The sequence below is a fragment of the Rhodococcus sp. C3V genome, assembly GCF_029269915.1.
Classification (GTDB): Bacteria; Actinomycetota; Actinomycetes; order Mycobacteriales; family Mycobacteriaceae; genus Rhodococcus_F; species Rhodococcus_F qingshengii.
This window is the reverse complement of record NZ_JARJBE010000001.1, coordinates 646,037-672,357: the sequence shown is the minus strand read 5'-3', so window position 1 is coordinate 672,357 and position 26,321 is coordinate 646,037. Positions and strand designations below refer to the sequence as shown.

The window sequence follows — 26,321 nt, the reverse complement described above, 5'->3', positions numbered from 1 at the left end:
GGCACTACCAAAAAGGCGCACGGGGGTCAGCTCAACCACGTGTTGCCGAAGAGCAGAATCCCGTCCGCACTCGGGGTCACTCCGTGGACGTTCTCGCGCCACGGGATGAAGACCTTGCCGGAGTTGACCACGGCCATCGGCGCCGTCTCGTTGACCACGGTCTGAATATCGTCGATGACGGCTCGCCGCTCATCCTCGCCCGACGCTGTTTGCAGCTTGCCGAGCAACTCGTCCATCCGAGCGTTCTTGTAACCGAGGATGTTCGACGGCGATTCGCTGAACAGGTTGCCGTACATACGCACGAACGGTGACTCTTCCAGCACGTTGAACGCGAAGTAGGACACGTCGTAGTCATGCTTTGCGTACAGCATGGAAATCAGATCGTTGATGCTGGTTGCGTAGGTGATGTCGACCGTGAAACCCACTGCCTGCAAGAGCGACTGAAACGTCAGTGCGCTGCGCTGCGTCGCCGGATCGTTCATCCCGACGTACGTCAGTTTTCCGTCGTAACCGTCCGCCTTCGCCTCGGCGAGATACTTCTTGGCCGCCTCGGGGTCGAAGCCGTTCCCGGCCACCGATCCGTGCCACTGCGACCACGACGCGAACATGTCGGTGCCGGGTTCGCCGAAGCCGCCCTGAACTCGCTCGTTGAACGTATTCGGGTCCACCGCAGCGACAATCGCCTTACGCACGCGCTCGTCCTTCGCTGCCCGATCGTCGCGCTGATTGATTGCCAGAACTCCGGCCATGCTGGCCGAGTACACAAATCCGGGATCACCGGCTTCGAAAGCCTCGTGAATGAAGTCGGGAGACTTCAGATAGGCAACCTGGATTCCGTCGGTGTGCAATCCTTCCAGTTTGCTCTTCTCGTTGACGATTGCCGGAAAGCGCAACTTCTCGAGGTACGGCGCCCCGTCCCAGTACGTCGGACGGGCAGCGAGCACCAATTCGTCCTGGGAGGCGAACTTCTCGACGGTGAACGGGCCTGCCCCGATCGGGGTGAACGTGCCGGTAGCCATCGACGAGGGCGCGACGATCATGCCGGGACCGGTGGTGAACATGATCGGGAACTCGTCCCACGGCTGCGCCAATGTAAAGACGACCGTACTCGGATCCGGTGAATTCGTCTCGCGCACAGCGGTCTTCCACACCAGCGCGTGAGTTCCCTTCTTCTGCAGATAGTGATCGATGCTCCACAGGACTGCCGCACTGTCCATCGGAGTGCCGTCGCTGAAGGTGACGCCGTCGCGCAATTTCAGTGTCCACACCGTGTTGTCGCCGTTGGCCGACAACGACTGAGCCAAGTGGGGAACATACTCGCCCGCCGACGTATCGAAGCGCATGAGAAGGTCGTAGATGGCTGCCATTTCGCTACCACCGGTAGCGCCGCCGTCCTGACGGTCAGCCGGATCGAGACTGCTGATCCCGTTGTAGGTGGCAAACGACACGGTGCCACCCGATCGCGGCTCTCCCCCGTTGTTCTGGTCACCGACAACTCCGACCGTCACGTCCGATGCATCCGTGGTCGTACCTTGGCTGCTACCGGCGCACCCCGTCACCACCAGCGTCGCCGACGCCAGGACAACCATCCAGATTCGAGCGCGGACTCGGTACGAGCGCTTCATTGCGACTCACTTTCACAGTTCACGGATACGTCGATCCCTGGATCGGACACCCCGACATATTTGTAAGTGAATTCTAGGTAAGGACTCGTCCTGCGTCTTCGTTTTCACAAAGCCGAAGCGATAATTCGCGTTCATGACAGCAGAAACAAGAACTGAATTCTAGGTTGCAACCGTTCAGCGAATTACCAGTCCGATGACGTCTTCGACGTTCCGCTGGGCCTCTGCGAATCCGATCCGGCCACTGGTCCACAGCGCAAGGGCCGTCAACATCGTCCCGCCTATTGCCACGGCCGCAACCCTCGCCGTCTCGGCCGGGACGCCGTCCATCAACTCGAACAGCATTCTCCGATGTGCCGCTGCGCGCAGATCCAACGACTCGATCACGAACTGATCCGAGGACGAATGGAGTTCGATCTCCAACCGAGCGAAGTAGGGCCTACGCTCGAATGCCTTCATCTCGCGGCGATGAAGTGCCAGAACCCGCTCGTACGCGTTGTTCTCGCCACCGTCTGCCCGCAACTTCTCAGGACGACGGACCGATTCGAGACCGCTCCACGCCGTCATCGCCGCAGCCAGAAGTTGCTATTTGGTCGGAAAGTAGCGATACAGCGTTCCGAGTGCGACGCCTGAACGCTCCGAGACGTCTTTCATCTGGATTCGATCCGACGGCATCTCGGCCAGCATCTCGACCACCGCCGCGGTCAGTCGTCCTCTCCGCTCGAGTTGCCCCACCGACATGAGGTCGACGTCCAAGGGAAACTCGTCGCTGCGCGCAGTCACGCGCGTCACGATAGTTCAGAATCCTGACCGCAGTGCCGGGTTGCGAAGTTTCATCGTAACCCCGATATCTAATACACGGATTAATCAACTGCAGATCGCGCTAGGGTTAGTCCATGACTGACCGGACAACCGATGACCAGCCAACCGTCGGCGTGCTGAACTTCTGGTCGTTCATCGAACTGGCCAACAAGCGACTGGCCACCGAACACGGCTTTCGCGACCAGCTGGCCACCGAGGTACTACTGACACTCAATCGGGCTTCCAACGTGGTCACCTACGATCTCGAGTCGTCGATCCACCGCCCTCGCGGCTGGTCATGGTCCTCCTTCAGGCTGTTGTTCGTCACCTGGCTGGCCGGTCCGATCGAGCCGAAGGCTGCCGCCGAGCTCACCGGCATGAGTAGGGCAGCGGTCTCCAATCTGTCCAAGTCGCTGCTGGCAGACGGATTGATCGATCGTCGGCCCACCGAGAACGACGGCCGTTCCGTCCAGCTGTACCTGACCGACAAGGGCCGAGAAGCCATGGTCGAAGCCTTTCGCGAGCAGAACGAACGCGAACACGCCTGGGTAAGCGTCCTGAGCGAGGCCGAACAGCGAATTCTTGTCATGCTCCTGGACAAACTGATCACCAACCGCAGCCAGTTCGACGTACGCGGACGTAACTGACATAGACCCGAACCCCTTGGAGGGTTGCGCTCATCACATCATTTTAGTTAATGTGTTTACTATCTGGTGGAGGTGAGCCAGGCAGAACAGCACAGAAGGAGCCCCGTCATGGCGTTCTATCGACAACTCGGCAACATCCCACCGAAGCGTCACACCCAACACCGTGACGAGTCCGGCAACCTCTACTACGAAGAGCTGATGGGAGAGGAAGGTTTCTCCTCGGATTCTTCGTTGCTGTACCACCGCGAGATCCCGTCGGCCATCGTCGACGCAACGGTCTGGGAACTGCGCGATCAGAGCACAACCCCCAACCATCCCCTCAAACCGCGCCATCTGAAACTCCACACGCTGTTTCCCGAAAGCACCTGGAACGAGACCGACGTGGTAACCGGCCGTCGTCTCATCCTCGGAAATGCCGACGTGCGATTGTCCTACGTCGTTGCGGCAGCGCCATCTCCCCTGTATCGCAACGCAATCGGCGACGAGATGGTCTACATCGAATCTGGCGAGGCGACCGTCGAGACCGTCTTCGGTGCACTCGAGGCCAGTGAAGGTGACTACGTACTGATCCCGATGTCCACAACGCATCGATGGATCCCCAAGGGTGACAAGCCACTTCGTGCCTACGCCATCGAGGCGAACAGTCACATCGTCCCGCCCAAGCGCTATCTTTCCCGCTTCGGCCAGCTGCTCGAGAACGCACCGTTCTGTGAACGAGACCTGCACGGACCGATCGCGCCCATGATCGCCGAAGGAACCGACGTCGAGGTACTGGTCAAGCACCGAACGTCGGCGGGCATCGTCGGCACCCGAATGGTTTATCCCACGCACCCTTTCGATGTCGTCGGCTGGGACGGCTGCCTGTACCCGTACACCTTCAACATCTCCGACTACGAGCCGATCACGGGCCGTGTTCACCAACCGCCGCCGGCGCACCAGGCGTTCGAGGGGAACAACTTCGTGATCTGCAACTTCGTTCCGCGCAAGGTCGACTACCACCCCCTGTCGATCCCGGTGCCGTACTACCACTCGAACGTCGACTCGGACGAGATCATGTTCTACTGCGGCGGTGACTACGAGGCACGCAAGGGTTCCGGCATCGGACAGGGTTCGATATCGATTCATCCCGGCGGCCACGCCCACGGCCCACAACCCGGCGCCTACGAGCGGAGCATCGGCGCCGAGTTCTTCGACGAGCTGGCCGTCATGGTCGATACGTTCCGGCCCCTCGAATTGGGTGAGGGAGCCCTTGCCTGCGAGGACGAAGCGTACGCCTGGAGTTGGGCAGGGCGGGGGCCTAGGCAATGACGATCATCTCCCCACTCCTGCTCGGCCTGTGCGACGACGCAGCACTTTTCCCACCCGGCAATGCTTCTCTCGCCGAAGCAATTCCGGCCCACGCCGCCTACCTGCAGGCGGACTACGACGCACTGGTCGGGCCTTTCGTTTTTCCCGCGCCTCGACTGAGCGAACTGGCTGCGTACGTTTCAGCGGACAGCCCGGTGACGCTGAGTCTGACCGTGCCGGCCGGCCCATCCGATACGGCGGCCGCACTCTCGAACGCGCGAGCCATCCCTGGTGTTCACGTCGCCGCCGTCGAGGTGGGAATTCCAGACGGGTTGGACGCCGATGCGGCCTTCGAGGAAATCGCTCGTGTCCATGCCGCTCATCCCGACGTCGACATTTTTGTCGAGGTGCCTCGAGGTGATCGGCGCGCGGGCTATCTGGCAGCTCTCGAAACTGCCGGGCATTCCGCAAAGTTTCGCACCGGCGGGATTGTCGCCGAGGCGTACCCGAACGAGGAAGAGCTCGCCGATGCGGTGATATCCGTTGTCCGAGCCAATATCCCGTTCAAGGCGACTGCGGGACTGCACCACGGCGTGCGCAACACCGATCCGGAAACAGGCTTCGAGCAACACGGCTTCCTCAACATCATGGTGGCCGTCGACGCGGCGAGGCGGGGCGCCGATCGTTCGGAAATTGTTGCTGCACTGTCTCAGCGCGATGGAAAATCGATCGCGCAAGCCCTGGCCGACCTCACCGAGGACGAGGCCGGCGAGGTGCGTCGCCGATTCCTCTCGTTCGGTACCTGCAGCATCTCGGACCCTCTGACCGAGCTGGAAGGCCTCGGGTTGATCGTCCGCTCCGACAAAACCGAAGGAACTCTCGTATGACTGTCACGACCATCGACATTCCCGCCGACTCACTGTTCGGTCTCGACAATCTGCCGTACGGGGTCTTCTCCCCCGCGGGAGGGTTACCGCGTGTCGGTGTGCGCGTCGCCGAATCGGTGGTCGATCTCGCAGCGACACTGGGTGATTCCGTCTTCTCCGAACCGACTTTGAACGCGTTCATGGCTCAGGGACGAGATCAGTGGGTATCGGTGCGAAACCGGATCACGGAGCTCGTGACTAGCGAAATAGACTCGAATGCAGTGTTTTCCGTTGATTCGGTGACAATGCATTTGCCGATCGCAGTGGCCGATTACGTCGACTTCTACGCCTCGGAGAATCACGCAACCAACCTCGGGCGGTTGTTCCGCCCGGACGCAGCCCCCTTGATGCCGAACTGGAAGCATCTTCCCGTCGGATACCACGGGCGCTCGAGCACCGTCGTCGTCTCCGGCACCGACATCGTTCGTCCCTGCGGACAGCGGAAGGCACCCGATCAGGAAAGCCCGGACTTCGGACCGTCCCGGCGCCTCGACATCGAAGCCGAGATGGGATTCATCGTCGGAACTCCCTCGAAGATGGGCGATTCCATCACCCCGGACGAATTTGCCGAGCACGTCTTCGGCGCCGTCGTCGTGAACGACTGGTCTGCCCGAGACATCCAGGCGTGGGAGTACGTGCCCCTCGGTCCGAACCTGGGGAAGAGTTTCGCGACCTCCATCTCACCGTGGGTCGTACCCTTGCTCGCTCTCGAAGCAGCCCGAATCGACACTCCGGTGCAGGATCCCGAACCGCTTTCCTATCTGCGTGGTGAAGAGAAGTGGGGGCTGGACATCGACCTGGCCGTCGAATGGAACGGTCACGTCGTCTCCCGGCCGCCCTACGCCCAGATGTACTGGTCGCCTGCGCAGATGCTCGCGCACACCACCATCAACGGTGCAGCAGCGAGCACCGGCGATCTCTTCGCGTCCGGAACCATTTCCGGACCGGACAAAGATCAGCGCGGCGCCTTCATCGAGTTGACGTGGGGCGGCAAGGAACCCGTAGCTGTGGGCTCCGAGACCCGTACCTTTCTCGAAGACGGCGACACCATCGCCATCTCAGCCACCGCTCCCGGCGTCGGCGGATCACGAATCGGCTTCGGGGATGTTCACGCTCGGATCCTGCCTGCAACGCAAACCGAAAGATAGTGATTGACAACTGTTTGATTCACGCTGATCTGATGTCCGGAATTCCTTGCCTCACGATTCTCCGAAGATAAGCTGGACTAACCATCCAGAGCGATCGAGAGTCCTGGCTCCGTGACGTCGCAGCAACCCCCTCTGCTGAGGTGCGGGTGCTTTCTGCCAGGTCCGATGGAGGACTCGTGCCAGGCGATCGACCCCGTACCTCAGTGGGGACAGCAGCTGTCATCGTGATCGTGGGTGGTGGACCCCGCGGGACCGGCGTACTCGAGCGGATCCTCGCTCACGAATCGGTGAACGCCGATCCCACACCGATCGACATTCACGTTGTCGACCCGTATCCGGCAGGCGCCGGCCGTATTTGGCGAGGCAGCCAGGCGCCGCTTCTGTGGATGAATTCGACAACCGCGGACGTCACGATGTTCACTGACGAGACCACCGCCGTGATCGGCCCGGTGCTGCCGGGTCCGACCCTCGCGGAATGGGTCGCCGAGCGCTCGGCTGAGCTTGCCGAATTCCCAGAAATCGCAGCAGAAGTTCCGACGCTCACCCCGTCGTCGTTTGCATCGAGGTCACTGCAGAGCCGATACCTGAACTGGGTGTTCGAGACTGCAGTCGACTCCGCGCCAGCGCACGTCGACGTTCGAGTTCATCGACGATCCGTGGTCGACATCGTGAACGTCGGCGAGACACAGACAGTTCATCTGGACGACGGAGCTGTCATCGACGCGACGACCGTCCTTCTCGCACAGGGGCACCCCGATGCGTTGCCTGCCCCACGCGAAACCGCGCTGACCAGCTTCGCGTCCGATCACGGGTTGACGTATGTGGGTCCGGGCTACACTGCCGATCTCGACGCCGATGTCATTCCCGAAGGCGAACCGGTTCTGATCGCCGGACTCGGGCTGGCTTTCATCGACTGGATGGTTCTCCTCGCCGAGAGCCGTGGCGGCATCTTCGAACGCGGTGAAGACGGCGTCCTCACTTACGCTCCCTCGGGTCGGGAACCCCTGTTGTATGCCGGATCTCGTCGCGGAGTGCCGTATCATTCCAAGATTTCTTACTCGATCGCTGACGCGCGGCCACCGCTACCGCGGTTCTTCACCGCTGATCTCGTTCCCGGCGACGGACCGTTGGATTTCCGAAACGACATCTGGCCCTTGGCGTCGAAAGAACTGGCAGGCGCCCACTATTACGAGCTGTTCGCATCTCATCCGGATCGGACAGTGGGCACCTGGGAGGAGTTCGACGCCGAATTCGCCTCGCTGGCTTGGGGATCGCCTCGATTGCAGGAACTGGTCGAGAACGCAGTCCCGAAGCCGGAAGACCGTATCGATCTCGAGCGGCTGAACCGCCCACTCGGCGGTGAGCGCTACGACGGGCTTGCCGAGGTCCAGTCCCGGATCACCGAATACATCTCGGCAGATGTCGCGCGGAGGTCGGACCCGTATTTCAGCGCCGACGCGGCTGTCTTCTCAGCGCTGCTGTCGACGTACATGACCGTCGGAGAATTGTTGCGGCGCGGCAGAATCCCGGCCGAATCCGTCGCCAAGGACGTCGAGGGTTGGCTTCATTCGTTCTTCAGCTTCATCGCCAGTGGTCCGCCACCCGAGCGACTGGAACAGCTGATCGCCCTCAACGAGGCGGGCATCGTCCAGTTCCTCGGGCCGGATTCGGTGTTCTCCACCGAGATCGACCCGGCAACGGGGGCTGGGATCTTTGTCGCGCGCAGTGCGTCGCACACCGACATCGTGGCCGCGAACACCCTCGTCGAAGCACGCTTGCCGGTTGCTTCCATCAGCGCGAGCGGTGACTTGCTCCTGCGGACGCTTCACGGTCGGGGCGAGGCAGTCGAACTTCGTGCGACCGTGGACAGTTCGGCGAAGCTCGCCGTCGACGGTACTTCACGAATTCTCGACCGGAACAACACAGCTCATCCTCGCCGCTTCGCGGCCGGGCCGTGGGTTGCAGGCCACAACTGGTCGGCGGCTTTCCCTCGTCCCCGTACCAATGCGGGGTTTTTCCGGCACAACGACGCCCTGGCGGCGGAGATTTTGGGCGCTGCGCGCCTGTGAGCGATTAGGGAGTCCAGAGACTCCCTAACCGCTCACGGGGGCTGTGCCCCTCCTAGCTGAACACCAACTCACCCTCGTCAACCGCGACGGTGATACTGCCGCCCTCTTCGAGGAGATCGTCGAGCAGCATGTCGGCGATCTTGTCGTCGACCACACGCTGAATCGAACGACGCAACGGGCGAGCCCCGAACTCGGGTTGATGCCCGTGCTCGGCAATCCAGTCCACTGCGTCGGCAGTGAACTCGATCTCGATGCCCTTGGACTGCAGCCGCTTCCGGCTGTCGTCGAGCAGCAGATCAGTAATCCGGTGCAGTTGCTCGGTGTCGAGCTTGCGGAAGATCACGATCTCGTCGATACGGTTGAGGAACTCCGGCCGCATCGATTCGCGCAACCTGGCCATCACGCGGTCGCGCAGTGGCTTCTCCGCCGACTCTGCATCGCCTGTGGTGAAGCCGAGTCCACCGGACTTGCTCGAGATGATGTCCGAGCCGAGGTTGCTGGTCATGATCACGACGGTGTTCTTGAAGTCCACCGTCCGACCCTGACCGTCGGTCAGACGCCCGTCGTCGAGCACCTGGAGCAAGGTGTTGAACACGTCCGGGTGTGCCTTCTCGATCTCGTCGAGCAGGATCACCGAGTACGGGTTACGACGCACCTGTTCCGTGAGCTGTCCGGCCTCGCCGTAGCCGACGTATCCGGGAGGAGCACCGACCAATCGGCTGACCGTGTGCCTCTCACCAAACTCACTCATGTCGAAGCGCAGCATCTTGTTCTCGTCTCCGAAGAGTGTGGCAGCCAGAGCTTTTGCGAGCTCCGTCTTGCCGACGCCAGTGGGTCCGAGGAACAGGAAGCTACCGACGGGACGATCCGGATCGCTCATACCGGTCCGGCTACGACGCACGGCACGCGCGATTGCGCGAACGGCGTCATCTTGCCCGATGACACGACCGTGCAGTTCCTCTTCCAGACGGCGCAGGCGATCTTTCTCTGCTTGAGTCATCTGGCTTGCCGGAATACCCGTTGCGCGAGCGACAACTTCGGCGATTTGTTCAGCGGTCACGTCCGGCGTTTCCTCGGAAGGAACCGAAGATCCTGCCTTCTCGAGACGCTTTGCGACGCCGTTGATCTCGTCACGCAGGGTCGACGCCTTCTCGTACAACTCGTCGGCGACGGCTTTTTCCTTGTCGCTCTCGAGCTGCTCGAGACGTTGCTGCAGCGCAGCGGTGTCTACCGTGGCCGTCTTCAAGCGAAGCCTGGCGCCGGCCTGGTCGATCAGGTCGATTGCCTTGTCCGGCAAGAACCTGTCGCCGATGTAACGTGCCGACAGCTCCACCGCAGCGGTGATCGCCTCGTCGGTGTAGTGCACCTTGTGGTGATCCTCGTACCGACTGCGCAGTCCGCTCAAGATCGCGATTGCGTCCTCGATCGACGGCTCTCCGACCTGTACGGGCTGGAAGCGCCGCTCGAGCGCGGGATCCTTCTCGATGTTCTTGCGGTATTCGTCGAGCGTGGTGGCGCCGACGATGTGCAGTTCACCGCGAGCGAGCTTGGGCTTGAGGATGTTTCCGGCATCCATCGCACCGTCGGCGCCGCCTCCGGCACCGGCGATGGTGTGCATCTCGTCGATGAAGACGATCAGCTCGTCCTTGTGTGCGGTGATCTCGTCGATCACCTTGGTCAGCCGTTCCTCGAAGTCTCCGCGGTAACGGGTACCCGAGACCATGCTCGAGAGTTCGAGCTGGACGATCTTCTTGCCCACCAACGATTCCGGGACATCCCCGTCGACGATGCGTTGGGCGAGACCTTCGACGATGGCAGTCTTGCCGACGCCGGCCTCACCCACCAGGACCGGGTTGTTCTTGGTGCGGCGGGAGAGGATCTCGATGGTCTGTTCGATCTCGTCGGCGCGGCCGATCACCGGATCGACGCCGCCGTTGCGGGCGCGATCTGTGAGATCGACGCCGTACTTGTCGAGCGTCGGTGTGGTGGACTCGTCTTCGACTGGACCGGCTGCGGGATTCTGAACCGCTGCCTGCAGCTTCTCCGGCGTGATGCCGGCCGAAGCGAGCAGACGACCCGGGACATGATCGGGGTCACCGGCCAGTGCGATGAAGAGATGTTCGGGATCGATGTACGTCGATCCCAGGGCTCGGGCCAGTTGATGAGCCTCGAGTAGTGCAGTTTTGACGGCGCTGCTGAGCGCAGGAGCAGAGTAGGCCCCCTGCTCACGGCCTTGTGGCAGCCGCAGGTCGACGGCGTCGACCACGGATTTCGGGTCGGCTCCGGCGCGCTGCATGAGCGTGCGGACCGGATCCTGCTCCGCCATGACGCGGAGAACGTGCAGTGCATCGAGATCCGAATCACCGCGAGCAGCCGCTACACGTGCAGCGTCAGCCATGAGTTGCTGGGTGGCCCTGCTCATGAGCCGGGAAATATCGATGCGACCGGGACCCTCGGGCCCGAAGAATGCTGGCATTCCGAAGCCTCCTTGCAGAAAGTTGAGCGTTACTGACTCAATTAACGTGCATGGGGCTCGATCAATTCCCGCGGCCTCAGATTTGTTTCAACACCATCCAGTCGCCGATCGTTCTCAACTACCGAAAGATCCGGTAGACCGACCGACCGGGTACGCCTCGACGCGCATGATCACCGATCCCGCGCAGGGACCACTCTTGATGTCGGTACGCCACGAACCTTTCAGACTGCCATCGGGCTGAGGTGTGTAATACGCCTCGGAGTGCGCCGGTGCCCACACCTTGGGCACGCCCTCCCCCTGGTAGCAATCCCACTCCCAGTCATAGGGGTGCACCCAACTGGTTCCGTCCCAGGTGTATCGAGCAGGCTGCGGCAACGTCGGATTGGCGGGAGCCGGACCGCCGACCACTGTGGCGATACAGACTCCGCTCGAGCAATCCGTCTCGAACGTGTATGTATCGGAGAAATCCGGCTCCCACTGGCTGGCGGCCAGACTTGTGCCCGTCTTGGTCGCGGCGAAACGCTTGAGCGAGTAATCACCGGACCAATTCGCATCCGCAGCCCCCGCGGGCATCGCTCCGGCGACAAACCACGTAGCAACGAGAGCAACCACCAACAATGACTTCCGCATGCGTGAAGTGAATCACAAGCTATGTCCGAATTGTCGGATACTGGCCACAAGAACACCGACGACGATCAGCACCAGCGAAACCAACGGCAACGCTCCCGCACCCCTGTCCGCCAAGATCAGCCCGCCCACGACGCCGCCCGCTGCGATCGCCGCATTGAAGATCGTCACGAAAACCGATTGCGCCGTGTCCACAGCGTCGCCCGTCGTATCCGCGAGCGCAGTCTGAAGGAGAGTGGGAGCGCCTCCAAATGCCACGCCCCATACCGCAACGCTGAGTGCGATCACTGCGAAGCTGTCACCGCCGACGCCCAACGCCGTCAAAGCTGCGGCAAAGACCACCAAGCTCAGCACGGTGAGACTTCGAAGGGCCCGGTCGACAAACACCCCGACCACACCGATGCCCACGAAGGCGAAAAGTCCGAACACGAACAAGACGATTCCCAACCGATCGCCGAAACCGATGCGATCCAGAAACGCCGCCAGATACGTGTACACGGTGTTGTGCGCGAGGATCCACAAGAACGCGACAAACAGAATCGGTCGTACGCCAGGCAGGACCAAGACTTTCCGCACCGGCAGCTGCCGATCCGCTTGTTGCCCGGGAAAGTCCGGCATCACCGTGAGTATCCACGCGACCAGAAGTAGCGCAGCAACCGACATCACGGCGAAGACGACGCGCCAATCGGCCAGGGTCCCGAGCCACGCCCCCATCGGAACGCCGATTGCCAACGCGATCGGCTGTCCGACGGAGGCAACCGCAACGGCCCGCCCCTGCAGGTGAGGGGGCGACATCCTGCGTGCGTACCCGGCAAGCAACCCCCACACCACACCTGCCGCCATACCGGCCAGAAACCGAACACCCAAGGTGAGAACAAGATTCGACGAAAGCGCTGTCACCAGATTGAAGACACCAAACCCCAGAATCGCCGACACCAGGACAGCACGCCGTCGCAATCCTCGAGTCAATGCGATCAGTGGTACCGCCCCGACGACGGAACCCAATGCGTATGCGGTGACCAATTGCCCTGCGCCGGAGACTGATACGGACAACCCTGACCCGATCTGCACCAGTAGTCCGGCCGGCATGGTTTCGGTTGTGATCGCTATGAAGCCTGCCATTGCGAGTGCCGACAACCCGGCCAGCGGTAGTGTCCGGACGGAATCGGTCTCCGCCAGTGCCGAAGTCGCCGTCCCGTCCGAGTTCGCGCTCACCTTGTCGGTGTTTCGGGACTGCCTTCACCCGACTGGCCGGAACGGACCAGTTCTGCAATAGACGCCCAGTCCATCTCGCCCTGACCGTTCGCCAGAGCCTGAGCGAGCACGCCTCGAAGTACGCCACCGAACGGCAAATCCAGATCGACGCTGTCGGCGGCGTCGAGCGCAAGCCTCAAATCCTTGAGGCCCAGAGCTGTGGTGAATCCTGCAGGCTCGTACTGACGCGTCGCGACGAGGTTTCCGTAGCTGGAGTAGACCGGCCCCGGGAAGATCGTCGAGGTCAGCAGTTCTACGAGTTGGCTTCCGTCCACACCGGACCTCTCCCCCAATGTGATTGCCTCGCCCAAGGATTGAATCGCGGCGAGGATGAGGTAATTGCCGATGATCTTGACGATGTTGGCCTGCTCCGGACGCTCACCTTGTGGCCACGTGCGAGCACCGATGACGTCGAGAAAGGGCTGCACTCGCTCGAGGAGGGAACTGTCGCCGGCGGCGATGATGTTCAACTGACCAGCCTGAGCAACAGAAACGCGTCCGAACACCGGCGCCGCGATGTACCCGATACCGTACTCGGCGTGCAGTGCGGCGGCGCGCTTGGCAAGGTCGACGCTGACGGTGGCCATGTTGACGTGCACGGTTCCACTCGGAACGGATGCGAGGACGGCGGGATCCAGAATGGCCGAAGACACGGCCGAATCATCTGCCAACATCGACAGCACAACACCGGACTGGAATGCCTCGGCAACGGTTTTCGCGCCGATCGCCCCTTCCTCGACCAGTTCGGCTACCGCTTCAGGGCTGCGATTCCACACCGTCACGTCGAAGCCTGCGCCCAGTAGATTTCGAGCGATGGGACGGCCCATCGCGCCCAAGCCGACCACGGAAACAGAAGTCATGGATTTCCCTCTCGAAAGTGCTGAACCATCTAAGACGGTTCAAGACTCTCACACGGGTACAGTTGCTGTCGAACCGGTTGAGATGGTTCGCCACGAAGGAGGACGAAAGTGAACGAAGCAGGAGCTGATCAATCCGCTCGGGACGTGTTTCGACTCGACAACGACACGCTCGCCTTCCGCTTCACCGCCACCCTCACCAATCGGAACGGCTCGAGGTTCGAACGACTCACGAGCCCGCAGCGACTCGAATTATGGTTACGCGCCAACGATCTGATGGGCGCCCCCGCAACCGCGACAGAAGACGACCTCCGCGGCGCGCAGGATTTACGTGAGGCCATTCATCGCATCGGAACCGCCGTATGCGAGAACCGCCGTGCCTCACGCACCGATGTCGGGATCGTCAACACCGCATCCGAGCTCGGTGATGCCCACCTCGTCCTCGAGAGTGGCCGGGCCCTCTGGAAATCAGCCGGAGACAATCCGATCCGTGACGCTTTGTCGATAGTGGCTGCCGACGCGATCGCGGTGCTCGGTGGAGCCGACCGGGACCGCGTCAAAGCCTGCCAGGGCGACGGGTGCACCGGCCTCTACGTCGACACCAGTCGCGGCAACAACCGACGCTGGTGCTCGATGAACATCTGCGGAAACAAAGCCAAGAAATCTGCGATGACCGCTCGCGCCGACTAGCTCATCTCACCTTCACCGCGACTCCATTTCGCCGCCACTCGGTTCCACAGCTTCTCGATCGGCGTCGACAGCAGGAGAAGAAACAGCGGGAAGTACGACGTCACCGGAACGAGCACACTGACGAGCAGCGCCACCACCATGATCAGGAAAGTGACGATTTCAGCGGTGAAATGCGGCTTCGCATTCTCTTCGCTCAACGACGGGTTGCGGACCAGACCCCACGCGACCACCGCCAGGCACGCAGCACTGGCTGCCATTGTCCCGATGTAGAGAGCCCTGGTCCCGAGATCCTGCGACGGCGCTGCAACGAGCGCTGTCGGGAAGGGCAGGAACACGATGGTCATCACCCACAACCCCAGTCCGCGAACGACCACCTTGTCCGCGTCGACCACAAAACGAAGCAGCCGATGCTGCGACCACCAGAGCCGGAAGATCACCAGAAAGCTCAGGGCGAACGAGTAGAACTGCGCAGCGTGATCGCGCAGCAGTTCCGACGTGGTGCCGTGGTGGTCACTGGTGAGTTCGACCAGCGGCAGTACGAGCAGCGTGATCGCAATGGCGACAATCGCGTCGATGAAAGTGACGTAGCGCTCGAAGTAGCGGGTGCGTTCCGCAATCTCAGCCATTGCGGAAGCATAAGCCTCACAACAGGAAACAGACCGGCGACGCCACTTTACGGAAGCACGTATCCGGAAACATACAATTAACGAATCAAATTCGTTAGATCTCTTGACCGTGGCGGAGCCCATCCCCATACTTAACGAATCACATTCATTAAGTGACTCGCATCACGCCACCAGGGGTCGGTTCAGCCACCCCCTTCAGGACATGGGGTTGCCCTAGTGCCGATCAACGCTTCGACGAATACGCAGTCCGACCGGGTTCCACTCACCGCCAACCGCGGTATTGCCGTCTTCAGTATCGGCGTCATGGGGTTCATCACCGCGAACCTCATCCCCCTGATGATCGTGGCAATGGTCGAGGACCTCGGTGTCACCGAATCCGCTGCCGGTGCCGTTCTGACCGCATCGCTGCTGGTCTGCGCCGTCACCTGCCTCGCCACCACCCGAATCGCCTCGGGCCGGCATCGCCATCTCCTCGGCCGCGTCAGCCTGATCGCGATGGCAGCCGCATTCGGCGTTGCGGCCATCGCACCGTCCACGACGATCGCATGCGCCGCGATCATCGTCGGCGGTATCGGCGCTGGTGGATCCGCATCCGTAGGCGGAGCGGCACTGGCCGCGCTCACGAACCCGGACCGGGCGTCAAGCATCAGCGGCCTCGTGAACCGTGTCGTCGTCACAGCCGTCCTCGCTCTCATACCCATCCTCGGCACACACATGACCAACGCATTCGGCATCGTCGCAGTCCTGGCACTGGCTACCGCAGCAACGGTCACCTGGTTGCCGTCGTCCCCGGTGAAAGAGTCGCCGGAGACGGCGAAGTCCGCCAATACGACCACAGCTCTCCCCGCCGGGGTCAGCGCGAAACGACTCACTTTTGCCGGAACCGCATTTCTCGCGATGCTTGCAGTCTGGGCGATCAGCGAGGACTCGTTGTGGGCAGTACTCGGCATCATGGGTTCCGAGCACGCCGGGCTCTCGGATCAACAAATGAGTCTCGCACTGAGCGCATCAACGGCGGGTGGTGTGCTCGCGGCTGTTACCTTGACCGCGTTGGGTTCTCGGGTCAGTCGGACAGTATCGATCTCCGTGCTACTGATACTCGGGGCAATTCTGAAGCTGTCTGCCGGCCTCACCACCGATCCCACGATCTACCTGGTAGTGGTCATCGCTTGGAACACGATCTACGCGGCCACGTTCATCGTCCTGGTTGCCATCTCGGCCGCGCTCGACGCGGCCGGCCGATGGTCGGCGCCACTACTGGGCACCTACCTCATCGGCTCCGCGTTCGCGCCGCTGTTCGGAACTTCGGTGACGGCCGGCCTCGGGTATCCGACCTTCGGAGTCATCATCTCGGGGATCAGCTTCGTTTTACTGGTCCCGTTCGCCTTGGTTTCCCGACTCTCCGCACGTACCGAAGGTGCGTATCGTCACCACAGCGCCGCCATCACTACTACCGTCATCGCGTAAGGATCACGTAGAAGTCATGAATGACAGCATCACTCACTACCGCAACGGAAAGATCTTCACGGCTGCCGACGACGGATGGGCCGAGTCGATAGTCGTCGAGGACCACAAGCTCAGATTCGTGGGCGAAACCGTCTATGCCGATATCCTGGCTCCAGACGCCGAGGTGATCGATCTCGAAGGTGCCGTCGTGCTACCCGGTTTCGTCGACGCCCATACGCATTTGGTGATGATGGGATTCGCGCTGCAGAAGTTGGATCTGCGTGATGCCGCCGATCTCGCCGACATTCAGTCCAGCATCAAGCAATTCGCGGAATCGAACCCGGACGCACCACGACTGCTGGGTCGCAGTTGGTTGTTCTCCGCGCTGGATGGAGGGCACCCGACGCGAGAGATGATCGACGCCGTCGTACCCGATCGCCCGGTGTACCTCGACGCCAACGACGTACATTCGGTCTGGGTGAACACTGCAGCACTGCGAGAACTCGGCATCGACGCGGACACTCCCGATCCGATCGGCGGTCGTATCGGCCGGGATCCGGACACCGGAGAAGCCACCGGAATGCTGTACGAGACCGCCATGATGCTCTACGTCTGGCCGAAACTGGCGGAGCTCGCATCCGACGAAGACCGGGACGCCGCCCTCGCTCTCGCCTTCCGCCACTATCTCGAGGACGGCGTGACCGGTGCGGTCGACATGGCACTCGGCGCGGACGAATTAGCCTCGCTGGAAAGAGCATTGGACGCAGGAGACGGAACACTGCCGCTGCGTGTCGCGGCTCACTGGCTGATGACCCGCGAGGACAACGAGGCCGACAACGTCGGACAAGTTCACGACGTGATCGAACTCCACGAGCGCGTCCAAGGTCCGTGGCTCCGTATCGCCGGAATCAAGATCATCATCGACGGTGTGATCGACAGCTGCACTGCCGCAATGAAAGAGCCGTACTCGGACGGCACCAACGCCGAGCCCATCTGGGATCTCGAGTCCTTGATCCCCGTCGTGACAGCCGCTGACGCCGCAGGCCTGCAGATCGCGATGCACGCGATCGGCGACGAGGCGTCGGAGATCGGATTGACGGCACTCGAGTACGCGATCGCCGCCAACGGAGACATTCCCCGCAGGCACCGAATGGAACACTTGGAGTCCATCACCAGGGACAACGTCGAAAGGCTTGCCCGCCTGGGAATCATCGCCTCGATGCAACCGGTTCACGCTGACCCTGCAATCCAGGAGAACTGGCAGGCGATGCTCGGCGACTACCGGGTCAATCGCGCGTACCCCTGGCCCGAATTCACCGAGGCCGGAGCGGTTCTGGCGTTGGGTTCGGACGCTCCGACCGCTCCCCACCCGCCGCTGCCGAACATGTTCATCGCCACCACCCGTCGATCCGCAATCGATCCGTCACTGGCACCCAACCTGCCGAAGTACGCACTCGCCCTCGCGGACGCGCTGGCTCACGCAACTCGCGACGCTGCCTACTCGTGCCGGTGGGAAGATGTGACCGGCCAGCTGGTTCGGGGTAAAGCAGCCGATTTTGTCGTACTGAAACAAGATCCGTTCACCGAAGGGGTCGATTCTCTCCTGACCACAGAGATTGCGATGACCGTCGTTGCTGGATCCGTGCGATACGACGCGGCCGGGGCCAAGAGCACCGAAGCACGGAACACCGAGTCCGATAGCTGATCGTTACCGGTTGTTCGATAACGCACGCATGCGGCCCGGCGACAGAACGAAGGAGGGACTTGAACACGTGAACCCATACACTCTGGAGGACGCATGCGCAGGAAAGCTCCGATTTCGGCCGCCGTCGCAGCCGCTGCACTGGTGACGGCCACTGCCCTGACGGTCGCCGGTTGTGGGTCGACCGAAGGAACACCTGAAGCGGCGGCGAGTTCCACGGCAGCCAGTTCAACGGCGTCGGCGACATCGACGGCAAACGAAACCGAGACGACGGTAGCGAGCTCTCCCCCGCCACAATCGAACACCCGCACAAATGCATCCACGACGGCGACTACGACAGCAATCCCCGCTTCGGGTCCCTGTCTCGACGTCGGCTCCTCGCTCGTCACCGACGCCATCGGCACGCTGGGCACCGACATCAACGGGGGCAATTGGATACCGAGATCCGCGAGCGAAGAACAGATCGGGAATTGTCCTGACCTGCTCTGGGTTTCGGTGGACGGCGACGGCGTCGGCGATGCGACTTACCAGTCACACGTCCTGTTCTTCCACGACGGAACATACCTGGGCACGGCTACCAGTGAGCCGTACTCGTACACACACGTCATCGACAGCAACAAGGATTCGGTATCCGTCCAATACCGTTGGCTGCTGGACGACGATGCATTCTGCTGTCCCCAAGGCGGACCGAACATAGTGAACTTCACGTGGAACGGCAGCGCCGTGGTTGCCGACGGCCAGTTCCCGCCCTCCTGAACCTGCCTGGGTCCGAGAAGGCCCTGAATGCAACTGTGCCCCAGCGACGACGGTCACTGGGGCACAGTCTTGTTCGATCTACTCGCCAGCGCTCCTACTCACCGACACCGAGTTCGCGCAGGCGAGTCTTGTACAGCTCGATGTTGCCGAGCTTGATGTCTTCGTAACCGCGAACCACGTCCGGCAGTGCCGCGATCTCGACGGCGCGATCGTATCCGTCGGTTGCGAGCGTACGAGAGAGGTCAGCGATCATGGCCTCGTACTCGGCGAGCAGTTCACGCTCGACCTTGCGGACGTGCATGTAGCCGAAGGGGTCGAGCTTGGTACCGCGAAGCTTCTTACCCTTGGCCAGAACCTTCAGTGCAACATGCGACTTGGGTCCGAGACCGATCTTCTTCTTGCGGCCCATCACTCGAAGGATCGGCGGGTGGAGCTTGTAGGTCAGGTTCTCCCCGGCCGGCACCTGAGACTTGACGTCCTCGATGAATGCGGGGTCGACCAGCATACGAGCAACTTCGTACTCGTCCTTGTACGCGGTGAACTTGAAGAGGCCGCGGGCAACAGCCTCGCTGAAATCGGTCCGCTCGGTTGCGGCACGTTCGGCGGTCCAGACTGCCTGAACCTGATCGATGTAGCGCTGGGCGATCTTGACGGACTGGAACTCGATGAGCTGCGCTGCACGCAGTTCCACCAGTCGCAGGGTTTCACCGGTGAAGGTGGTTCCGGCGAACATGTGAGCCGGTGCGACAACGGGTTCGCGGACGGACTTGGCCGGCGTGGTGACGGCCGAGAACGCTGCGGTGTCGGCAATTGCTGCACGACCCCAACGGAATGCCGCGATGTTCGCGTCCACGGCAACGCCGTTGATGCCGATCGCTTCTTCGATGGCCTCGGCCGGCAGACGAAGTCCGCCGCTCTGGTAGGCAGCACCGATCAGCAGGAAGTTGGCTGCTGCGGTGTTACCGAACAACTCCTGTGCCGCGGCGAGTGCGTCGAACGAACGCAGGGTGCGCGACACCTTGTCGAGACGGGCGAGGAGTGACGTCTCCTCGGGGTAGCGAACAGCCTTGTCGTAGACCATGTCTCCGGTCGGCGTCTGCGACGTCGAGGCGATGGAGACCGTCTTCTCGGCGTTGCCGTAGTCGAGGTTCTTGTTGTCCGTCGCGGTCAGCAGGTCGAAGGCGACGATGCAATCCGCGCTGCCCGGAGTGAGGCGGTTGGACGGCTCGAGCGCGCTGGAGCTGAAACGCAGGTGCGAGACAACCGGTCCGGCCTTCTGGCTCAGTCCGATCTGGTCAAGGCTCTCCACCTCGAGGCCGGCGCGCAGTGCAGCCGTTGCGAGCACCTGGTTGACGGTCACGATGCCGGTGCCGCCGATGCCCGCGAGGAAAACGTTCTGCGTGCTGGTGAGCGGTCCGAAATCGGGGTCTGCGACGACGGGCGGGACGGGACGTGCGGCCTTGGGAGCCTTCTTGCCCGGTACCAATTCGACGGTCACGAACGACGGGCAATCGCCGTCCATGCAGGTGTAATCGGTGTTGCAGGACGTCTGGTCGATCTTCGTCTTGCGGCCGTACTCGGTGTCCACGGGCTGGACCGAGAGGCAGTTCGACTTCACACCGCAGTCACCGCAGCCTTCGCACACTGCCTCGTTGATGACGACGCGAGTGTTGCGAGTGGGCAGCGTGCCACGCTTGCGCTGGCGACGAGCGTCGGCCGCACAGTGCTGGTCGTAGATCAACACTGTGACGCCCTTGATCTCGCGAAGCTCCTTCTGGGCCTCGTCGAGGCGATCGCGGTGCCAGAGCTTGGTGCCCTTGGCCAGAGCGCGCTTGTTGTGACGCGAAGGCTCGTCGGCGCAGATGATGATCTGCTTGACGCCCTCGGTGGTCAGCTTGTGGCTGAGCTGAGCAACGGAGAGGGCACCTTCCGCGTCCTGTGCACCGGTCATCGCTACTACTTCGTTGTAGAGCAACTTGTAGGTGATGTTCACGCCTGCGGCGATGCATGCCTGGACAGCCAACTGACCGGAGTGGAAGAAGGTGCCGTCGCCGATGTTCTGGAACAGGTGAGGCACGTCGGTGAACGGTGCCTGCCCGATCCACTGGCTGCCCTCGCCGCCCATTTGCGTCAGGCCGGTGACAGCGCTGTCCTCACGGCCGGACATGGTGACGAGTGTGTGGCAACCGATTCCGCCGCCGCCGATGGAACCCTCGGGAATAGCGGTGGAACGGTTGTGGGGGCACCCGCTGCAGAAGTACGCGGTTCGCTTGGCGGAGAGCACGTTGAGCGACAGCGGGGCCGGGAGGGTGCGCTTGAGCTCGACGTGCGGCTTCAGTACGCGGCGCAACGGGGCGAGCAGCCGGCCTGCGGTCAGTTCACCACTGGCAGGCATGAGCAGACGGCCCTGGCCGTCACGCTTGCCGATGATGCGAGGGGCATCGTCGGTGCCGTACAGGACTTCCCGGATCTGAGCTTCGATGAACGCGGTCTTGTCCTCGACCACGACGATCTGCTCGAGACCTTCGGCGAACTCCTTGATCTTCTCGCCCACGACGGGGTAGCACATTCCGATGCGAAGGAGACGGATCCCGGCGCGGTGCAGCGCGGCATCATCGACGCCGAGGTCTGCCAGAGCTTGTCGGACGGAGTCGAAAGTTGTACCGGTGGCGGCTATACCGATCTTCGCACCGGAGGGGTTGACCTCGATCACATCGAGGTTGTTGGCAGTTCCGTACGCGTGCACAAGATCCCATCGCGGGCCGTACAGATCGGCCTCGGCGATGACACTGTCCGGCGGCGCGGCCATCTGACGCTGCTTGTAGACGAAGGGCTTGCCCTCGAACTGCACTTCCGGAACCACGATGTCGAAGTCCGCGATGCTGCCGTCGATCGTCCAGGCACCGTCTGCGACGTCGGCGACGATCTTCAGCGCTACGACGCAACCGGATACACGCGAGAGTGCAACGGCGTGCATACCCATCGTGATGATCTCTTCGGCATTGCGTGGGAAGAGAACCGGCACGCCCATCGCGGCAAGCGAGCGCTCGCTGACGGCCGGAACCGTGGAGGACTTCGACGCGGGGTCGTCGCCCACCAGGAGGACGACGCCGCCCTTGGGGTTCACGCCGTACATGTTGGCGTGGCGAATGGTGTCGGTAGCGCGGTCGACGCCGGGGCCCTTGCCGTACCAGACGCCGGTCACGCCGTCGTGGGTCGCGGTTCCGGCGGGGAGATCCGTCTGGCTTCCCCATACCGCGGTGGCGGCGAGCTCCTCGTTGAAGCCAGGGATGAAGGTGATGTCGTGCTCGGCGAGAACCTTGGGCATGCCGTGAAGCATCTTGTCGACGCCGCCGAGGGGGCTGCCCTGGTAACCGGAGACGAAGGTGGCAATACGCTTACCTGCCCGAATGTCGCGAACGTGCTGCTCGACGAAGCCGCGTGCAATTGCCTGAACACCGGTCAGCAACACCGGTCCCGATCCCGACCGGTACCGATCATCGAGGTCATAGGGCTTGGCCTGGGCTACGCCCGACACCAGTTCAGTCATCGTGGACCACCGTTCCGTCTGCAGTGCATTTCAACTACCGTGCATTTTCAACAACCGCGTAACTCGATCTGTTCAGATGATCGTGGTCGAGGTATGTGAAAGCGTCAACAGAGGCTTGTTCAACTATTCAAATTGACAATTTGTGAGCCAAATCACGTGACCTAGGTCATCGAATCAATCAGTTGGAGACCCGTTCGTGGCGATACGGCGAAACGGACATAAAACGTTCCCGACAATGCACACCGAGAACTTTCTTGACATTGACGCAACGTCAACTTGCATGCTGAATGAGCACAACCGATCCGAGAGTAGGAACTCCACGTGAGCGAATGGTCCATCCAAGAACTCGCCAAATCCGCAGGTACCACCAGCAGAACGCTGCGTCACTACGGCGATTTGGGACTCCTGGAACCGAGTCGCATCGGCGCCAACGGCTACCGCTTCTACGACGAAGACGCCCTGGTGCGACTGCAACGCATCCTTCTACTTCGGGAACTCGGACTCGGATTGCCGGCCATCGCCGAAGTCCTCACCGGCGAACGCGATACGGCTGCCGCACTGCGTACGCACCTCGAACTCCTCGAGCAAGAGCGCACGCGGATCTCGAGACAGATCGAATCGGTCAACAGGACCTTGAACAAGACGAAGAATGGTGAATCACTCATGCCGGAAGATGTTTTCGACGGGTTCGACCACACCCGATACAAGGACGAGGTCATCGAGCGCTGGGGCAAGGACGCCTACACCAGCGGCGACAACTGGTGGCGGTCGATGTCGGAGCAGGACCGTAAAGCTCATCTGCAAGCCCAAGCCGACATCGCAGCGGCATTCGGAAAAGCACTGACAGCGGGGCTGTCCGCGGAAAGCGACGACGTCCAGACGATTACCCGAAGACAGTTCGAGTGGATAAAGATCGGTTGGCAGGGAAGGACTCCCAGCGCCGACGCCTTCACCGGACTCGGCCAGATGTACGTCGACGATCCCCGCTTCACTGCAAACTACGACAAGTACGGAGAAGGCACCGCTTCGCTGGTCCGTGACGCGATGAAGGTCTACGCCGAGCGCAATCTGCACTGACGCCGATCAGTCCTGCCCACTGCCGAGGAGGTTGTGTCGGTGCGCTGCCGCGACAGCCTCTTCCCGGGAATGCGCACCGAGTTTGCGATACAAGGCTCGGAGGTGACTCTTCAGCGTGTTGTTGGATACGAACAACCGCCGCGCGATCTCACCGATCGGAATGCCGAGACCCAGTTCCACGAGAACGTCCATCTCCCGTTTCGTCAATTGGACCCGAACGATGGCCGCCGGATATATCTGCGCCGCTTCGGATTCGAGAAAGGTCGCGACGGCACTGCTCGAGCCCTCGGCCCCATCCTCGAGTTGCCTGATCAGATCACGCGGTATCGTCGCCAGGGCCGACAGGACACCGGAGGTTTCGAGCAGTCCGCGAGCTTCCTCCCATGTACTCGCGGCAGCGGGGATCCTGCCCAGTTCACACAGAGCAGCGCATTCGATCAGCAGGGATTCGAGCCGAAACCTCGTGAGATACTGCCCGCTCCAATCGATTTCGCGGCACAATTCCAATGCCTGGGACGGCGACCCGGTCAGGAGATGCGTCCGCGCCACGGAGACCGTGACAACTGCAAACGTATGTGGCGCAGCGACTGATTCTTCCAGCGCCTTGGTACCCTCCCCGGACGCCAACAGAAGATCGATACGTGCCGCGGTGAGAAGCGCGTCACCGAGCGATCGTTCACACGGATTCACGTGCCCGTGCGTTGCCACTGCGCGCTGGAGGGAAATCAGCCCCGAGAACGGGTCCGATTGCAGCAGTGCAAATCTGGTGTAAGTGTAGGCCGCGAACGCCCACAGGTCGCCCGGCGGTGTGACCTCGGCGAGTGCGTCCATCGCGGCAGCTCCGGCGTGCAGGTCCACGCTGTCGCACGCCACCAGTGCCCGCGCGATCGCTCCCCCCATGTGCGAGGGCGGTCCCAACCATCCCGAAACGTCCGGGTGTGTGCTTTCCAGGTGCAGCCAGTCTGTCGCGTGCGCGACGTCCCCGATCAGCGCGGAGTTGAGCGCGGCATTGCCTGCGGCGTGACGCAGGACGAACTCCGGACCATGTTGCACCGCACCTTGATAGGCGAGTCGCAATTCCACCGCGGCATCACCGAGGTCACCGGTCAATTGATGCGAGACCCCCCAGATCAGCCGCAGGGCGGGCAGTTGAGACCCCAACGCGCCCAACGACTCGTCGCCGAGTCCGTACACGACGTGCGCCAATTTGCGCGTGATCTCGGTAGAGCGTTCGTACTTACCGGATGTTCTCAGCACCACCGATTGGACAGTTCCGACGTTCAACAAGCTGTGCGCATGCGGACTACCACCTATCGCACGCAATTCCGCCGGTTCCGTCGGTAATGAATCGCCGTTGATCAACTGGGGCCGCAGACGTGATTCGAGCAGGTCACGACCCACCAGAATCGAAGGGTTCGAACTGAGTACGTCACCGGGTATGGATTGCAACGCAGTCCGGACCAATCCGGTGTGATCGACCAGAAGATCAGCCCAGTGGCGCTCGAGTATGTCGAGCACCCTGGTCCACTTGCGTCCGTCCAAGGCGTAGTGAACGGCACCGGCTATATCCGAAGTCCCGAGAGCGTGATCGACGAGAACCTGGAAAGGATCTTCGAATCCATCCCCTTGTTCGGCCCGTATCTGTATGAATGCCAGTCGAACTGACGGCGCGAAGTACCAGGACGGTTCTCCCTCGAAACCATTCCGGAAGATCAGACCGAAAGACTCGAGCAAGTCCAGTTTGCCCTCCACGTCAAGATCGTCGGACAAGACACGAGCGATCTCTGGTGTCACCGTGCGGGCAGCGGCGATCGTAGTCGCGAAGTCGAACAACTCGAGCGACTTGCCCGACCGAGGAGCGGTCCGACTGACGTACGCGTGGATCGCCTGGTCCACTCGCTGCTGAACGCGTTCGCGTCCACGGCTCGGTTCACTCAGCCCCGCAACCGCACTCAGAGCAACCTTCATCAGCACGGGAACGCCGGCAACGCGTTCACAGATCGAATGGACGATGCCCGAGGGAAGGTGGATCCCTGCCTCCGCGAACAGAACGGTGGACTCGTCGAGTGTGTATCTGAGGTCGTTCGCGCACAGGTACTCGTCCACGCGGACGTCTTCGAGCAAGTCCGTCGCAGACCGATCCTGCAGCGTGACGATTACTTTCAATCCGGGAAGCCGCACGATCAGATCCACGATTCGGCGTCCCACCTCGTCACCCTCAACCAGGTCGATGCGGTTGAACACCAACACGAATGGTGCGGGCGACGAGTCGAGGAGTGATTCGATCGCGCCCACTGGATCCTCGCGCATTCGTGGCGGGGCCTCGAGTGATTCCAGCGAATCCTGAATTACTGCGAGCGCGGTGTTCCAGTACTCGAGGGGGGTCATCCGATGCGATGGCGCCGGCACCCAGACAACCGGTCTGCTCGGCACCTGCCCGAGAGTCGTGAGCCACAACGCGGCGAGTTCCGTCTTGCCGAACCCAAGCGGCGAATCGATGACAGTCAATCCCGCCGAGCGTTCCATCAATCCGAGGAGGCGGGGACGAATCGCCGTGGCTCCACGCCCGGCAAGCCGCCTTTGCAGCGTGCCCCTTCCTCGAGGATTTCGCTTTGCTCGAGATAGCTGCGATCGATTCGAAGTGGACGTCACGATGGCCGACAAACGAGCAGTCGATCCCCGCCGAACTCGAGATTTTGTTCGAGCATCGAACTCCCAACCTGTCCACCCATAACGAACAACATAGACAGCTTCGCCGCG

18 protein-coding genes and 1 pseudogene are annotated in these 26,321 nt (G+C 61.8%); 10 read left to right on the top strand and 9 right to left on the bottom strand.

Going from position 1 to position 26,321, the window contains the following annotated elements:
• Positions 1-26 precede the first annotated feature (26 nt).
• Together P3G66_RS03345 and P3G66_RS03340 are read right to left on the bottom strand one after the other, a co-directional pair.
• The gene (locus P3G66_RS03345) at positions 27-1,625 is read right to left on the bottom strand and encodes an ABC transporter substrate-binding protein (protein WP_063315878.1); all 1,599 of its coding nucleotides are present in this window, start codon (positions 1,623-1,625) and stop codon (positions 27-29) included.
• 174 nt (positions 1,626-1,799) lie between these two features.
• Positions 1,800-2,414 (bottom strand): annotated as a pseudogene (locus P3G66_RS03340) (helix-turn-helix domain-containing protein).
• A gap of 104 nt (positions 2,415-2,518) precedes the next feature.
• Here P3G66_RS03340 and P3G66_RS03335 point away from each other — a divergent pair.
• The 5 genes from P3G66_RS03335 to P3G66_RS03315 all read left to right on the top strand — a co-directional run bounded on the left by P3G66_RS03335 (position 2,519) and on the right by P3G66_RS03315 (position 8,500).
• Positions 2,519-3,070 (top strand): MarR family transcriptional regulator, encoded by a 552-nt coding sequence (locus P3G66_RS03335; protein ID WP_003939926.1) that lies wholly within the window; start codon positions 2,519-2,521, stop codon positions 3,068-3,070.
• A 108-nt stretch (positions 3,071-3,178) separates the two neighbouring features.
• A complete protein-coding gene (locus tag P3G66_RS03330; RefSeq protein ID WP_030535304.1) occupies positions 3,179-4,378 on the top strand; it encodes a homogentisate 1,2-dioxygenase in 1,200 nt (399 codons plus the stop codon).
• Positions 4,375-5,244, top strand: a complete 870-nt coding sequence (locus tag P3G66_RS03325) for a hypothetical protein (protein WP_073512784.1) — start codon at positions 4,375-4,377, stop codon at positions 5,242-5,244. The genes P3G66_RS03330 and P3G66_RS03325 overlap by 4 nt, the downstream gene beginning before the upstream one ends.
• A complete protein-coding gene (gene fahA, locus P3G66_RS03320; RefSeq protein WP_054188907.1) occupies positions 5,241-6,431 on the top strand; it encodes a fumarylacetoacetase in 1,191 nt (396 codons plus the stop codon). The genes P3G66_RS03325 and fahA overlap by 4 nt, the downstream gene beginning before the upstream one ends.
• Positions 6,432-6,607: 176 nt before the next feature.
• Positions 6,608-8,500 (top strand): FAD/NAD(P)-binding protein, encoded by a 1,893-nt coding sequence (locus tag P3G66_RS03315; protein ID WP_276116178.1) that lies wholly within the window; start codon positions 6,608-6,610, stop codon positions 8,498-8,500.
• A 52-nt stretch (positions 8,501-8,552) separates the two neighbouring features.
• Here the strand turns inward: P3G66_RS03315 and P3G66_RS03310 are convergent, their stop codons facing one another.
• The 4 genes from P3G66_RS03310 to P3G66_RS03295 all read right to left on the bottom strand — a co-directional run bounded on the left by P3G66_RS03310 (position 8,553) and on the right by P3G66_RS03295 (position 13,717).
• Positions 8,553-10,976 carry an ATP-dependent Clp protease ATP-binding subunit gene (locus tag P3G66_RS03310; protein WP_054831246.1) on the bottom strand — a complete coding sequence of 808 codons (2,424 nt, stop codon included), beginning with the start codon at positions 10,974-10,976 and terminating at the stop codon, positions 8,553-8,555.
• Positions 10,977-11,090: 114 nt separating this feature from the next.
• Entirely contained in the window at positions 11,091-11,606 is a 516-nt protein-coding gene (locus tag P3G66_RS03305; protein ID WP_037128543.1) for a hypothetical protein, read from the bottom strand.
• A 12-nt stretch (positions 11,607-11,618) separates the two neighbouring features.
• Positions 11,619-12,818, bottom strand: a complete 1,200-nt coding sequence (locus tag P3G66_RS03300) for an MFS transporter (RefSeq protein ID WP_276116177.1) — start codon at positions 12,816-12,818, stop codon at positions 11,619-11,621.
• Positions 12,815-13,717, bottom strand: coding sequence for an NAD(P)-dependent oxidoreductase (locus P3G66_RS03295; protein ID WP_003939725.1), 903 nt, complete (start codon positions 13,715-13,717; stop codon positions 12,815-12,817). Before P3G66_RS03295 ends, P3G66_RS03300 begins: the two co-directional genes overlap by 4 nt.
• A gap of 108 nt (positions 13,718-13,825) precedes the next feature.
• Between P3G66_RS03295 and P3G66_RS03290 the strand changes: the two genes are divergently transcribed.
• Entirely contained in the window at positions 13,826-14,404 is a 579-nt protein-coding gene (locus tag P3G66_RS03290; RefSeq protein WP_054827153.1) for a CGNR zinc finger domain-containing protein, read from the top strand.
• Here the strand turns inward: P3G66_RS03290 and P3G66_RS03285 are convergent.
• Entirely contained in the window at positions 14,401-15,030 is a 630-nt protein-coding gene (locus tag P3G66_RS03285; RefSeq protein ID WP_030535295.1) for a TMEM175 family protein, read from the bottom strand. The two genes, P3G66_RS03290 and P3G66_RS03285, sit on opposite strands and share 4 nt — an antisense overlap.
• A gap of 216 nt (positions 15,031-15,246) precedes the next feature.
• Here P3G66_RS03285 and P3G66_RS03280 point away from each other — a divergent pair, with 216 nt between their 5' ends.
• The 3 genes from P3G66_RS03280 to P3G66_RS03270 all read left to right on the top strand — a co-directional run bounded on the left by P3G66_RS03280 (position 15,247) and on the right by P3G66_RS03270 (position 18,934).
• Complete coding sequence (locus P3G66_RS03280) at positions 15,247-16,497, top strand: MFS transporter (protein WP_007733614.1); 1,251 nt, start codon at positions 15,247-15,249, stop codon at positions 16,495-16,497.
• A gap of 16 nt (positions 16,498-16,513) precedes the next feature.
• Entirely contained in the window at positions 16,514-18,181 is a 1,668-nt protein-coding gene (locus P3G66_RS03275) for an amidohydrolase (RefSeq protein ID WP_065455272.1), read from the top strand.
• Positions 18,182-18,274: 93 nt separating this feature from the next.
• Positions 18,275-18,934 (top strand): LppP/LprE family lipoprotein, encoded by a 660-nt coding sequence (locus tag P3G66_RS03270; RefSeq protein WP_003940243.1) that lies wholly within the window; start codon positions 18,275-18,277, stop codon positions 18,932-18,934.
• Positions 18,935-19,028: 94 nt separating this feature from the next.
• Here P3G66_RS03270 and P3G66_RS03265 read toward each other — a convergent pair whose 3' ends face one another.
• On the bottom strand, positions 19,029-22,484 hold the full coding sequence (locus tag P3G66_RS03265) for an indolepyruvate ferredoxin oxidoreductase family protein (RefSeq protein WP_042921773.1): 3,456 nt from the start codon (positions 22,482-22,484) through the stop codon (positions 19,029-19,031).
• 321 nt (positions 22,485-22,805) lie between these two features.
• Between P3G66_RS03265 and P3G66_RS03260 the strand changes: the two genes are divergently transcribed.
• Entirely contained in the window at positions 22,806-23,561 is a 756-nt protein-coding gene (locus P3G66_RS03260) for a MerR family transcriptional regulator (RefSeq protein WP_030535291.1), read from the top strand.
• 6 nt (positions 23,562-23,567) lie between these two features.
• Here P3G66_RS03260 and P3G66_RS03255 read toward each other — a convergent pair whose 3' ends face one another.
• Positions 23,568-26,087: a LuxR C-terminal-related transcriptional regulator gene (locus P3G66_RS03255; RefSeq protein ID WP_276116175.1), complete on the bottom strand. Its 2,520-nt coding sequence runs from the start codon at positions 26,085-26,087 to the stop codon at positions 23,568-23,570.
• Positions 26,088-26,321: the final 234 nt, after the last annotated feature.